Annotated in this window: 10 protein-coding genes; 6 read left to right on the top strand and 4 right to left on the bottom strand. The window is 60.0% G+C overall.

Annotated features, from left to right (window positions below; genetic code table 11):
* The first annotated feature begins 55 nt into the window (after positions 1–55).
* Positions 56–859: a DUF1206 domain-containing protein gene (locus ACP7D9_RS20865; RefSeq protein ID WP_101160161.1), complete on the top strand. Its 804-nt coding sequence runs from the start codon at positions 56–58 to the stop codon at positions 857–859.
* 42 nt (positions 860–901) lie between these two features.
* On the opposite strand, the gene ACP7D9_RS20860 is transcribed toward ACP7D9_RS20865, so the two are convergent.
* Complete coding sequence (locus ACP7D9_RS20860; RefSeq protein WP_426159535.1) at positions 902–2,194, bottom strand: Nramp family divalent metal transporter; 1,293 nt, start codon at positions 2,192–2,194, stop codon at positions 902–904.
* Positions 2,195–2,468: 274 nt separating this feature from the next.
* On the opposite strand from ACP7D9_RS20860, the gene ACP7D9_RS20855 reads away from it, so the two are divergent.
* Both ACP7D9_RS20855 and ACP7D9_RS20850 read left to right on the top strand, forming a co-directional pair.
* Positions 2,469–3,602: a lactonase family protein gene (locus ACP7D9_RS20855; RefSeq protein ID WP_426159454.1), complete on the top strand. Its 1,134-nt coding sequence runs from the start codon at positions 2,469–2,471 to the stop codon at positions 3,600–3,602.
* 204 nt (positions 3,603–3,806) lie between these two features.
* Positions 3,807–4,583 carry an alpha/beta fold hydrolase gene (locus ACP7D9_RS20850; RefSeq protein WP_426159452.1) on the top strand — a complete coding sequence of 259 codons (777 nt, stop codon included), beginning with the start codon at positions 3,807–3,809 and terminating at the stop codon, positions 4,581–4,583.
* Between the two features lie 327 nt (positions 4,584–4,910).
* Here the strand turns inward: ACP7D9_RS20850 and ACP7D9_RS20845 are convergent, their stop codons facing one another.
* Positions 4,911–5,540 (bottom strand): glutathione S-transferase family protein, encoded by a 630-nt coding sequence (locus tag ACP7D9_RS20845; RefSeq protein ID WP_426159451.1) that lies wholly within the window; start codon positions 5,538–5,540, stop codon positions 4,911–4,913.
* A 288-nt stretch (positions 5,541–5,828) separates the two neighbouring features.
* Between ACP7D9_RS20845 and ACP7D9_RS20840 the strand changes: the two genes are divergently transcribed.
* Both ACP7D9_RS20840 and ACP7D9_RS20835 read left to right on the top strand, forming a co-directional pair.
* The gene (locus ACP7D9_RS20840; protein WP_426159450.1) at positions 5,829–7,880 is read left to right on the top strand and encodes a pyridoxamine 5'-phosphate oxidase family protein; all 2,052 of its coding nucleotides are present in this window, start codon (positions 5,829–5,831) and stop codon (positions 7,878–7,880) included.
* Between the two features lie 17 nt (positions 7,881–7,897).
* Entirely contained in the window at positions 7,898–8,110 is a 213-nt protein-coding gene (locus ACP7D9_RS20835; protein ID WP_426159449.1) for a hypothetical protein, read from the top strand.
* Here ACP7D9_RS20835 and gabP read toward each other — a convergent pair.
* Positions 8,107–9,513: a GABA permease gene (gene gabP / locus ACP7D9_RS20830; protein ID WP_101160149.1), complete on the bottom strand. Its 1,407-nt coding sequence runs from the start codon at positions 9,511–9,513 to the stop codon at positions 8,107–8,109. The genes ACP7D9_RS20835 and gabP overlap by 4 nt on opposite strands.
* 237 nt (positions 9,514–9,750) lie before the next feature.
* Positions 9,751–11,877, bottom strand: a complete 2,127-nt coding sequence (locus ACP7D9_RS20825; protein ID WP_426159447.1) for a TonB-dependent siderophore receptor — start codon at positions 11,875–11,877, stop codon at positions 9,751–9,753.
* 216 nt (positions 11,878–12,093) lie between these two features.
* Between ACP7D9_RS20825 and ACP7D9_RS20820 the strand changes: the two genes are divergently transcribed.
* Positions 12,094–12,423, top strand: a complete 330-nt coding sequence (locus tag ACP7D9_RS20820) for a hypothetical protein (RefSeq protein ID WP_426159446.1) — start codon at positions 12,094–12,096, stop codon at positions 12,421–12,423.
* Positions 12,424–12,716: the final 293 nt, after the last annotated feature.

Below are 12,716 nucleotides of genomic sequence, written 5' to 3'. Positions count from 1 at the left end.
AACCCCTGCCCCGTCCACGGGTCTGCTTCACATCGATTCCCTGGAAATAACCCCCATGTCCACTCACCAAACGCTTGTCCTGCTTGCCCGAGGCGGATACGCCGCGCGCGGCGTTCTGTATCTGATCATTGGCATCTTCGCGCTGCTCGCCGCCCACGATTCCACCAAACCGAAAGACAGCCACAAGAGCCTCGAAGCATTGCTCAGTCAGCCGTTCGGCTACATGTTGATCGGGATTGTGGTTGCCGGCCTGCTGGCCTTCGCCGCCTGGCGTGCGCTGCAAGCAATCCGCGATGTCGACCACCACGGCACCGAGTTCAAAGGCTTGGTCATTCGCGCAGGTTTGCTTGCTGGCGGCATGGTTAACGCGGCGCTGGCTCTCTTTGCCTTGGGCCTGTTGGTGAGCGGCCTCAGAAGTTCGGGCGGTTCCGGCGATGGCAAGACCAAGGATCTGCTTGCGCATCTGCTGTCATTCGAGCACTCGAACCTGTTGATCTACCTGATCGCGCTGATTCCGCTTGGCGTCGGTATCGCGCACATCATCAAAGGCTGGAAGGCTTCGTTCGAGAAGTACTTCGAAGCCGATGAGGAAGTGATGCGCTATGTGCGCCCGGTGTCGCGCTTTGGCCTGATCGCCCGAGGTGTGGTGTTTATCGAGATTGCAGTGTTGATGGCGGTCAGCGGCTCGGTTTACCAGGCCACGAACCCACCTGGCATGAAGGAAGCGCTCGACGCTTTGCAGAATCTGCCGGCAGGCGGTGTGCTGTTGATGCTGATGGCGTTGGGGCTGATCGCATTCTCGGTGTACAGCTTTTCCGAAGCAGCCTGGCGCAGGATCGAAATGGACCTGCCGTTGTAAGCGGCAATTCGAGGGGGCTTTTGCCCCCTCGGTTTTTCCTTATCAAGTAAACAGATCAACGCCCAGTTGAAAAGCCACCCAAAGTGCCAGACCGGTAGCAAACAGCAGCGCGATGTTTTCAAACAGGTTGTTGCGGTATTGCTTGTCCAGCAGTGATTTCTGGTTGGACATGATCAGCAAGCCCAGGGAAATCACCGGCAAGCCAATGATGTTCAATGCGCTGACACCGATGGTCAGCGTGACGAAATCCGGCATGCCCGGCATCGACCAGATCAGCGGCGTGACCAGAATGAACAGCATGAACCACTTGTGCATCGGGTCATGATGGAACTCTTTGCCGTACTTCTCGCGACGCTCAGGACGAACATGCTGGAAGGCATCGGTGATCAGCATCGGAAACGCCGTGGTCTTGCCTGAAATGCTGGCGAACAACGTCGCGAACACACCGATGAAGAACACGTACCAGCCGATCGGGCCGAAGAAGATTTCCAGCGCCTTGCCCAGATCGCCTAAGGTTTTCACCTCGATGCCATTGGGCCGCAGGATTTCTGCACCGACGATCCAGATGGCCAGGTTGATGATGATCCCGACGAACACCGCAAACAGCAGATCGTTACGTTGAATGCGCTTGTGCTGCGGCCCGGTCCAGCCTTTCTGACGCATGACATAGGGGTGCACGAAGTTGGCGATCGAACCGGCAACTGCGCCAATCACCGAGACGGCCACCAGCAAGGCGCCATGCACGCCTTCGTCAGGCGGGATGCTGAAGCCGATGGTGCCTTTGATGATGCCGCTGACATCCGGACCAGACATCACCGCCAAGGAGATGAACGCGAGCGTCATGATCGCCAGCAGCAGTTTCATGACACCTTCGATCATCGTGTAGATGTTGCGCCCAACCAACATCCAGACCGCCAGCACCACCGCCACCGAACACAGCAATGGCTGGTCGATCTTGAACAGCATCGCCAGCGACTCCCCTGCTCCCTTGATCATGTAGGCGTTCATCAAGTGCCCCATCAACAGGGCATAAACCAGCATGAACCAGGCAAACACCGGGTTGAGCTGGGCGTAGCCCTGCAGAATGGTCATGCCTTGGTTATTGCACAACTGGAAACGGGCAATGATGTTGACGATCAGGTATCTGAGCAACAACGAGACGGCCAGCACCCACATCATGGCGTAGCCGTAATTCGCACCGGCCACTGAAGACGTGATGAGATCGCCCGCACCGAGCCACGACAGCACGGCGATAATGCCGGGGCCGAGCAGTTTCAGCGTTCGCAGGAAAAGGTTTTGCGGTTTCGCAGCGGCCTGATGATCGAGTGGAGCCATGCTCGTCATAGGGGTATCTCCGTTATTGTTTTTGTGAGAGTTGTTGCACTGCGCACATTAGGTAGGATGTCGTACAACAACGCTAATGGGAGAGTATGTAAAAATGTGTCAAACCTCGATGACGACTACGCTCTTCGATCATTTCTTCTGATCAAAGCCATCTATTACGCGCACATTAAATAAGCTTGGCGACGTTGCAGGCTTACCGGAAAGCCATTGATGTCCCGGTAAATCACTCATAGGATGACTGATCACAAAAACAATAAGGCTGGAAATGATGAAAAAACCCCTCTTGATCGCTGCCCTCGCCTCGGCGCTGAGCGTGTCTGCCCACGCCGCTACTTACGCGTATATCTCAAGTCCCGGTGACGGTCTGATCTCGCAGTACCGCCTCGATCAGGCCAACGGGGCGCTCACCCTCATCGAGCAGATCCGGGCCGGTGATCAGGTCAATCCCATGGCCCTGTCCCCGGACGGCAAAGTGCTGTTTGCAGCCTTGCGGGTCAAACCCTTCCAGGTTCTGGGCTATCGGATCGATTCCAGAAGCGGCCACCTGACACCATTTACCCAGGCGCCTCTGGCAGAGAGCATGGCTTACCTCTCGACCGACCGAAAAGGTCGCTACCTGCTCGCGGCATCCTATGGCGCCGATACGCTCAGCGTTCAAGCGATCGGCGAAGATCAACAACCTTCCGCTGATATCGTTCGCTACAAGACCGGCCTGCATGCGCATTCGATTCGCACCGAGCCGAGCAATCGCTTTGCCTACGCCGGCAACCTGGGCACCGACAAGGTGCTGCAATATCGCCTGGACGCCAAGACTGGCGAGCTCAGCCCGATCGGCAGCGGCTCGGTCAGCGTCCCGGACAACACCGGCCCTCGGCACCTGGCGTTCTCGCCCAACGGCAAATTTCTATACGTCGTTGGCGAAATGAGCGGCACCGTAACTGCGTTTTCCATCGACGGAGCCAGCGGCGCGTTGACGAGAATCGCTGAAGCCAATGGCATTCCCGAGCGCTTGAAACTGGCTCACGGCAAAGTCCGTGATGCGCGCAACAACGATCTGAAAGACGACCCGACCCCGCGCATCTGGGCGGCTGACCTGCGCATGTCACCGGATGGAAAACTGCTGCTGATGAGCGAGCGGACCAGCAGCAGCGTTTCGGCATTTTCCGTGGATCCGGCAACCGGAGGGCTCAAGTTTCTCGAAAGCTACCCGGTGCAAGAACAGCAACCACGCAACATCGCTTTCTCCCCCGATGGCCGCTGGTTGCTGGTGACTGGCGAAAAAAGCGCCAAGGTCGCTACTTACGCGGTGGGCAACGATGGCGTACTGAAGCGGGTCGGTGAAGCCGCATCAGGCAAAGGCGCCTTATGGATAGAGATATTGCAAACGCCTGATGCATGAACATTTGCGGAGCAGCAACTGCTCCGCTGTCCGGCCTCTGAACGGCGTTGCTGTCAGCGGCTTTTGTATCACTGTGTAGCATTCACCGACACAGATACACGCGCATGCGAAGTTGGGTCATGCGCACACAGAACTGACACATTTAGCGCGCTAAATAACCCTGTCGTTTTCATTCCGACCTTAATCAATCGACAGGACATCACCATGAACAAAGTATTCGCTACCCTCGCCCTCACCGCAGCCATGTTTGGTACCACTGCCGTGTTCGCCGCGCCGGTCAAACCTACCGTGGTGCTGGTACACGGCGCTTTCGCCGATTCGAGCAGCTGGAACGGCGTAGTCAAGATTCTCGAGAAGGATGGCTACACGGTAATCGCCGCCGCCAACCCACTGCGCTCGGTCAAGAGTGACGCGCAATCGGTGGCGGATGTGCTGGCCAGCGTGAAAACACCGGTGGTACTGGTCGGCCACTCCTACGGTGGCCCGGTGATCAGCGAAGCCGCTTATGGCAATGCCAATGTCAAAGCGCTGGTGTACGTCGCCGCGTTCGCCCCGGAAAAAGGTGAAACCGCAGCAGAGCTGTCCGGGCGTTTCCCCGGCAGCACCCTCGGCCCGACCCTGTCGGCCCCGGTTGAACTGGCCGATGGCGGCAAGGATTTGTACATCCAGCAGGAGAAATTCCACGAACAGTTCGCTGCCGACGTTTCCCCGGCAGATGCGAAGTTGATGGCCGCGACCCAACGTCCGGTGACCGTCGCCGCGCTCAACGAAGCCGCCACCGAGCCCGCGTGGAAAACCGTGCCGTCGTACTTCGTCTACGGCGACCAGGACAAGAACATCCCGGCGCAAGCCCTGGCATTCATGGCCGAGCGCGCGCACTCCAAGCAAACCGTTGTGGTCAAAGGCGCGTCGCACGTGGTGATGGTGTCCAACCCGAAAGCCGTCGCCAGCCTGATCGAAACCGCTGCGACCGCGAAGTGATCCATCGCTGAGGTGAACCTTGAAGCGTCAGCCGTAAACCCTGTTCACGGCTTTCAACTCAGTCAACATCGTTTCTGAATGACACACCGCTTTCGCGAGCAAGCCCGCTCCCACAGGGGTTTGGCGTGTGCTGACATCAAGCGCTTTGCAGCCTTACCGCCGTGCACTGCACGGGGTCAAGTCACACACTGCGTTTGGTAGGGCGCACGGTGTACCTGTGGGAGCGGGCTTGCTCGCGAAGGCGTCAGCTCAGTCAACATCGATCCTGAATGACACACCGCTTTCGCGAGCAAGCCCGCTCCCACAGGGGTTTGGCGTGTGCTGACATCAAGCGCTTTGCAGGCCCACCGCTGTGCGCTGCATCCCGACGAATTTCGGCAATGCCTCGACCCGCCCAAGCCATGCCCGCACACTCGGGTAATCCTCCAGCGAGACATTGCCTTCCGGCGCGTGGGCGACGTAAGTGTACGCGGCCACATCGGCAACGGTTGCCTTGTTACCAGCAAGAAACGCGCTGTTGGCCAACTCGTCTTCCATCACTTGCAACAGTGCATGCGAGCGTTTGATTGCATCAGCTGCGTCGTAACCGGCGCCGAACACAGTGATCAAACGCGCCGTCGCAGGCCCCGAGCTGATCTGCCCGGCAGCCACCGATAACCAGCGCTGCACCTTGGCTTGCTCGACCGGGTCGCTCGGCAGCCATTGGCCGTTGCCATATTTGCCGGCGAGATACGCAAGAATGCCGTTGGAATCAGCGAGCACCGTGCCGTTGTCGTCAATCACCGGCACCTGACCGAAACGGTTGAGGGCCAGGAATTCAGGGGTTTTGTGCGCGCCCTTCATCAGGTCGACGAACACCAGTTCGGTCGGAACGTCCAGCAGGGACAGCATCAACTCGACGCGATGCGAGTGGCCGGACAACGGATGGCGGTACAGTTTGACGGCTGACTGAGACATGACGTGCTCCTGAGTTATTCGAGTTCGACCCGCTGATCGTGTCGATGGAGCTCATCCTGCTCCCGCGCCGCAAATCGCGGAATCCTCACTCAATACAATCGGGCATTTCAGCCAGTGAAATAATCCACGCTTTTGCTTGAGCGAGCGCATGGATCATTTCACTGACTGAAACAGTGGATTGCAGTTTCTGGCCATTCCCTCGCAACCGGCCGAGGGCGAACATGAGCCCAACTTGAGCTTCAGCCCCTGGCGGCTCACCGGCCCGTTTGCACCCCGAGGAGAATCGAAATGGACACAGCGTCGAAACCGCAGCCCTCGCCCTGGCATGAAGGTGAGCTGACCCTGCAACGTGCCGTTGGCGCGGTGGAGATGATGGTCGGTGTCGGCCAGCGGCAACTGGCCCGCGACTGGATGCCCGACCAGCACCGCGAGTTCTATGCGCAACTGCCCTTCGTCGTGCTCGGCGCCGTTGATGGCCAGGGCGACCCGTGGGCGACGCTGCGCACCGGTCAACCGGGCTTCATGGATTCGCCGTCGCCGCAGGTGCTGAAGATCAAACTCGACGCCCAGCCTAACGATCCGGCGAATCAAGGCCTGCAGCCCGGCGACGCGATCGGCATGCTCGGCATCGAGCTGCACACCCGTCGGCGCAATCGCATGAACGGCAACATCAGCCGCCGCGATGACAACATCCTTGAGATCGGCGTGACCCAGGCTTACGGCAACTGCCCGCGCTACATCAATCTGCGCCATTACGCCTTCGTCGACGAGACCACCTACACCGCGCTCGACTTGCCGGTCAGCGAACCCTTGGTGCGCGACATGATCACCGCCGCCGACTCGTTCTACGTGGCCACTTACGTGGTGCGCGACGGCGAGCGCCAGGTCGACGTGTCCCATCGCGGCGGCAAATCCGGCTTCGTGCACATGGACGAGGACGGCACCCTGACCATCCCGGATTTCTCCGGCAATCTGTTCTTCAACACCTTGGGCAACATCCTGCTCAACCCACGCGCCGGGCTGACGTTTATCGATTTCGAAAGCGGCGATCTGTTGCAGATGACCGGCAGCGCAGAAGTGCTGCTCGACGATCCGCAGATCGCTGCGTTCCAGGGCGCCGAGCGTCTGTGGCGCTTCAAGCCGCAGCGCATCGTTTACCGTCAGGCCGCGCTGCCAGTGCGCTGGGCCGAGCAGCCGGAAGGCGATTCGCCCAATTCGCAAATGACCGGCAGCTGGGAACAGACCCGCGAGCGTTTGCAGGCCGAGGCGCTGCGCAATCAATGGCGCGCGCTGCACGTCACGCGGGTGGTCGATGACAGTTCGCAGATCCGCTCCTTTTACCTGCAAGCCAACGACGGCTTCGGCCTGCCGCGCTTCGAACCGGGCCAGCACTTGCCGATCAAGGTCTTGCTCGACGGCCAGGACGCCGCGTCGATCCGCACTTACAGTGTGTCCAGCGCACCGTCCGATGAGTTCCTGCGCATCAGCGTCAAACGTGATGGCAAGGTTTCTTCACACTTGCATGATCGGGTTCAGGCATTGGACTTGATCGAAGCCCGCGCTCCACAGGGCGACTTCACCGTCGACGCCACCGAACGCCGGCCACTGGTGCTGTTGGCCGCCGGGGTCGGGGTGACTCCATTGCTGTCGATGCTGCGCGAAGTGGTGTATCAGGGCAAACGCATCAGCCGCATGCGCCCGACCTGGGTGGTGCAAAGCAGTCGCACCGTTGAGGATCTGGCCTTTCGCGAAGAAATCGATGCCTTGGCGGCGAGTGCCAGCGACAAGGTCAAAGTGCTGCGCGTGGTCAGCCAACCGCCGCTGGCGGCAACAGCGCAGGGTTACGATCACGCCGGGCGCATCGACATCGCCTTGCTGAAAAGCCTGCTGCCGCTGGATGACTACGATTTCTACCTGTGCGGCCCGGGCAGTTTTACCCAGGCGCTGTACGACGGCCTGCGCAAAATGCGCATTGCCGACGATCGCATCCACGCCGAAACCTTCGGCCCGTCGACGCTGATCCGCGATGTCGAAATCAGCACCCCAGCGCCGCCGCAAGTGCCGGTCGCGCAAGAACCGGTCAAGGTGTTGTTCGCCACGTCCGGTAAGGAAGCACGCTGGGAACCGGGCAGCGGCACCTTGCTGGAACTGGCCGAGGCGCGTGGCTTGAACCCCGAGTTCAGCTGTCGCGGCGGTTCGTGCGGCACCTGCAAAACCCGCCTTACCAGCGGCCAGGTGCATTACCTTACCCCGCCGGCCATGCGTCTGGCGGACGACGAAGTGCTGATCTGCTGCGCCGCCCCGGCGCAGGGCAGCGACACCCTGATGGTGGATGTTTGAATTTGAGGAGGTGTGCCATGAAGCCGCTTGCCGAAACCAACGTCGTTTGGCCGCAAGAGAAAACCGGACTGTCCGCCAGTGAATGCGAGCGCAGTTATTTACTGCCGCAACTGATGGGCTCGCTCGCCGGTGAAACCTGCGCGTTGACTGGCTCATCCAATCAGCGCGAGCCTCTGCCTTCGAGCCCGAACGGCTGGTTTATCCGTGGGCTCAAGGCGTTGTTTGCTTAGGCTTTGCCCACCGCCGCCACGCTGGTCGCCGGCCCATGCTGGCGGCTGGTGACCAAGCCAATGAACGAGATCAGCAATGCCAGGCCAATGGTCGAGGTAACTTCCAGGCGATGCTCGGGCGTGATCATCATCACCGCCAAAGCGGCGCAGATAAAGGCGATGACCAGCCAGGTCAGCCAGGGAAACAGCCACATGCGCAAAGTCATTTCGACCTTTTCCCGTTCCAGTCGGCGGCGCATGCGCAACTGCGAAATGGCGATCACCAGATACACCAGCAAGGCAATCGCACCGGAGCTGGCGAGCAGGAACTGAAACAAACCGGCCGGCATGAAGTAGCTGAGCAAGGTCACGCCCGCGCCAATCACCGTGCTGGCGATCACCGCAGCCCGTGGCACGCCGGCCGCCGAGGTCACTTTCAAGGCCGGCGGCGCATCGCCGCGTCGGCCCAGCGAATAGAGCATGCGCGAGGAAATGTAGATCGAAGAGTTCATGCAACTGGCCACCGCGATCAACACGACCACGTCGACGAGGAATTTGGCGTTGGGGATGTTCATCAATTCCAGTGCGCGCTGGTAGGAACCGACCGAGGCGAGTTGCGGGTCATTCCACGGCACCACGGAAATCACCACGAAGATCGACAGTAGATAGAAGATCCCGATGCGCCAGATCACCGAGCGCGTGGCCTTGGCGATGTTCTGCGCCGGATTGTTTGATTCCGCTGCGGCAATGGTCACCGCTTCGGTGCCGATGAAACTGAACATGATGGTGATGAACGCGCCGACCACCGCCGACATGCCGTTCGGCGCAAAGCCGCCGTGCTCGGCCATCAGCGTGCTCAAGCCACTGGCCTCACGCTCAGGGATCCAGCCCATCAGCACCGCAAAGCCCAAGCCGATGAAACCGATGATCGCAATGACTTTGGCCATGGCGAACCAGAATTCGAACTCGCCGTATTTCGACACGCTGAACAGGTTGGTGATCACCAGGAGCACAATCGACAGCAAGGCAAACAGCCAGGCATCGACCTGGGGAAACCACTGATTGAGGACGTGCCCGGCGGCCAGCGCTTCGATGGGAATCACCAGCACCCAGAACCACCAGTAGAGCCAGCCGATAGTGAACCCGGCCCAGCGGCCGATGGCTTGATCGGCGTAAGTGGAAAACGAGCCGGTGTCTGGATGCGCAACGGCCATTTCGCCGAGCATGCGCATCACCAGTACGACCAGCAGACCGGAGAACAGATAAGCGAGCAGCACCGCAGGTCCTGCGGCGGCGATGGCGTGGCCTGAGCCAACGAAAAGTCCTGCGCCGATGATGCCGGCAATGGAGAGCATGGTGACGTGACGCGGTTTGAAACCTTGCGCCAACTGGCCGTTGGAATCCTTGGGGTTCAGGCTATTCATGGGTTCTTATTGTTCTCATGATCGACGTTTGGGCCACTGACTGAGCGTCAGGCGATCATCATTTCCTTGTGTCGACACCAGGCGAAAGCAGCGACGCAGAGGCTTTGCCGACGAAATGATGCTTCACCTTACGTGGCCCGACCGCCGTACAACTAGCCTGAGTGTGGCATGTCGATGTCTGATTTCGACATGCCACTCTCAGGCCACCATGAGGGCGGCGACAACCGCTGCGGCGGTTTACAACGTGTACGAAATCCCGACCTGCACGGTTCTTGGCGCGCCCGGATAGGCGTAAACGTTACCGAAGGCACCTTCTTCGTAGTCGCGATCGAAAATGTTTTTCACGTCGAGATTGAGCCGCACCTTGTCGTTGACTTTGTAGAAGCTCAGCAGGTCGACCACGGTGTAGCTGCCCATGGAAAACGCGGTGTTGGCGGTCTGCCCGGCGCGCTCGTCGACGTATTTCAGGCCCGTGCCGAGGCCGAGGCCTTTGAGCGTGCCGGCCTGGAATTCGTACATGTTGAGCAGGCTGAAGCTGTTTTTCGGGATGTTCAGCAGGCGCGTGCCGGAACGCAGCGTGTTGTCCTTGGTCACCTCGGCGTCGACGTAAGCGTAACCGCCGACCACTCGCCACTCGGGGGTGAGATTGCCGGTGACATTGACGTCAAAACCACGGCTGCGCACTTCACCGGCGGCGACGCTGAAGGTTGAATCCACCGGGTCGGTGGTCAGCACATTGCGTTTTTCGATCTGGTAGATCGCCGCGTCAACACTCAGCTGCTGATCGAGCGCTTCCCACTTAACGCCCATCTCGTAAGACTTGCCCTTCTCCGGCGCGAAGCCGCCGCCTTCGCGACTGGCGCCGGTGTTGGGCTTGAACGAGCGCGCGGTGTTGGCGTAAACCGCCAGGGTTTCGCTCAGATCGTAAGTCACGCCGATGCGCGGGGTGACGGCATTGTCGCTGGCCTGCCAGCTTTTGCCGCCCGGCACGTAGGTTTCGTAGTCATGCTCGAAGCGCTCGAAACGCGCGCCGGCCAGCACTTTGAGTTTGTCCGTCAGCGCGACCTGATCCTGCACGAACGCTGCGTAGGTCTTGAGGTTTTCTTTGTCGTGGGTCGGTGTACGGGTCAGCGCCGGGCGCGGCTGGCCGTAAACCGGATTGAAGATGTCGATCGGGTAGGCACTGACCGCGCCGCTGGAGCGCTGGATGATCGACTTGTAATCGTAATCTTCGTATTCGATGCCGGTGAGCAAGGTGTGCTGCAGGCCGCCGGTGTCGAAGTGCCCGGTGAGGTTGAGCTGGGTGTCCTTGTCGGTCCATTCCAGCTTGCGGTAGTTGAAGTTGCGCCCCAACGTGCGGCCGTCGGCGGCAATGCCGTTGGCCTCGATCGCGTTGCCCTTGAGCGAACCGTCGAGCCACTGGAAACCACCGCCCAGAGTCCAGTCGTCATTGAGCATGTGCTCGAAGCGCAGTTGGGCCATGTTGTTGTCGTTGTGCAGTTTGCCGACGTCCTTCTCGCCAAAGAACGTGTCGCGCGAGGCGGTGCCGATCTGCGCCGGATAGCGCGTCACGCCACGATCGAGTGGCGCGTTGTTGCGCATGAAATCGCCTTCGAAAATCAGCTTGGTCGCGTCGGTCGCCTGCCAGGTCAGCACCGGCGTGATGCCGTAGCGTTCGGTCTCGACATGATCGCGGAAGGTATCACCGCCCTCGCCCACCACATTCAAGCGATAGGCCAGGCGCCCTTCTTCATCCAGCGGCCCGGAAGCGTCGAGGGTGCCGCGCTTCATGCCTTGGTCATTCAACTGGCTGCCCAAGGTGACGGTGCGTTCGGGCAACGGCTGTTTCGATACCACGTTGAAGGTTCCCCCGGGATCGCCACGGCCATACAGCATGGTCGCCGGACCACGCAGCACTTCCAGACGCTCGATGGTGTTGGCGTCAGGCATGTTCGGGTAGCCGCGGTTGATCGGGAAACCGTTGCGGTAGAACTCACCGGTGGTGAAACCGCGCACGGTGAAGGTGGTCAGGCCCTGCCCACCGAAATTGTTCGCCCGCCCGACGCCGCCGGCGTAATCCAGGGCATCCTGCAAACGCGTGGCGCCGAGGTCTTCGACAGCATCCCTGCTCACCACGCTGATCGATTGCGGTGTTTCATGAATCGAAGTGTCGGTGCGCGTGGCGCTGGCCGAACGCGTGGCACGGTAGCCCTGCACCGGGTCGTCTGCCCGTTCGTAATCTGCTGTGCCAACCACGTCGGTGGCGTCCAGCTCAAGCGTTGAAGAAGTCGGTTCGGCTGACTCAGCCCACGAGGAAGAAGACAACGCCTGCAGCACACAGATGGAAAGCAGAGTTCGACGCATGAGGTGTAAACCTTTACGAATAGGCCAGAACGAAGGGCAAAACCGCCAATGAAAACGCGGCGCATGGTATACCGGCGCATTGGTAATTGAAACTTATTCTTATTTGTCATGTTGGTCAGGATTGCTGTTCAGCGTTGGGGACTGAACGGAACGTGCGTGACTGAGGGGACGTCGAAGGTAGGTACGCTGGTAGAACCGGCGAGTAAGGGAATTATCGTGTACCCCACCACCCCCGATGGCCGCTATTTCGTAGTCAAGCAGCAGCTCTGGCGTTGCAGCAATCCATCGCTGCCACCCGCCGAACGCGAGTCGCTGGTCGCAGATCTAATGGCGGCCCGGCGTGCGGTGAAACAGGCGAAACGTGCGGACGATGCACAGGCGTTGAAGTCAGCGAGAGCTCGAGTGGACGAGGTCAAAGTCGCGCTGGGTGAACGCGGGCCGGTGTGGTGGGACGACGACAGCCCGGATTACAACCGACGCAAGGTGAGCAATACCCCGTATGCGCAGTGGTATGCCCAACTGCCCGAAGACAGCGCGCCTGCCTGAGTTTGAATGGACTGCTGGTCCCCAATTCCAAAATCAACACAGGTCCCCTTTGGGAGCGGGCTTGCTCGCGAATACATTGGGCCAGGCGATGAAAGTGTTGAATGGGCCACCGCCTTCGCGAGCAAGCCCGCTCCCACATGGGGTTTTGTGTGTTGCCGGGGTTTGCACCCGCCGCGAATACCTGTGGGAGCGGGCTTGCTCGCGATGCATTGGGTCAGGCGATGAAAGTGTTGAATGGGCCACCGCCTTCGCGAGCGAGCCCGCTCCCACATGGGTTTTGTGTGTTGCCGGGG

Origin of the sequence: Pseudomonas sp. TSRC2-2, assembly GCF_049897785.1 — a bacterium.
Lineage (GTDB): Bacteria > Pseudomonadota > Gammaproteobacteria > Pseudomonadales > Pseudomonadaceae > Aquipseudomonas.
Note: the sequence above shows the minus strand (reverse complement) of the source record. Positions and strands in the feature narration are given on the sequence as shown.

Bases quoted from the DNA above. Each gene is read 5' to 3' on its own strand.
- ACP7D9_RS20865 (WP_101160161.1), top strand. From the start codon at position 56: ATGTCCACTCACCAAACGCTTGTCCTGCTTGCCCGAGGCGGATACGCC.
- ACP7D9_RS20840 (WP_426159450.1), top strand. From the start codon at position 5,829: ATGGACACAGCGTCGAAACCGCAGCCCTCGCCCTGGCATGAAGGTGAG.
- ACP7D9_RS20860 (WP_426159535.1), bottom strand. From the start codon at position 2,194: ATGGCTCCACTCGATCATCAGGCCGCTGCGAAACCGCAAAACCTTTTC.
- ACP7D9_RS20825 (WP_426159447.1), bottom strand. From the start codon at position 11,877: ATGCGTCGAACTCTGCTTTCCATCTGTGTGCTGCAGGCGTTGTCTTCT.
- ACP7D9_RS20855 (WP_426159454.1), top strand. From the start codon at position 2,469: ATGATGAAAAAACCCCTCTTGATCGCTGCCCTCGCCTCGGCGCTGAGC.
- gabP (WP_101160149.1), bottom strand. From the start codon at position 9,513: ATGAATAGCCTGAACCCCAAGGATTCCAACGGCCAGTTGGCGCAAGGT.
- ACP7D9_RS20845 (WP_426159451.1), bottom strand. From the start codon at position 5,540: ATGTCTCAGTCAGCCGTCAAACTGTACCGCCATCCGTTGTCCGGCCAC.
- ACP7D9_RS20850 (WP_426159452.1), top strand. From the start codon at position 3,807: ATGAACAAAGTATTCGCTACCCTCGCCCTCACCGCAGCCATGTTTGGT.
- ACP7D9_RS20835 (WP_426159449.1), top strand. From the start codon at position 7,898: ATGAAGCCGCTTGCCGAAACCAACGTCGTTTGGCCGCAAGAGAAAACC.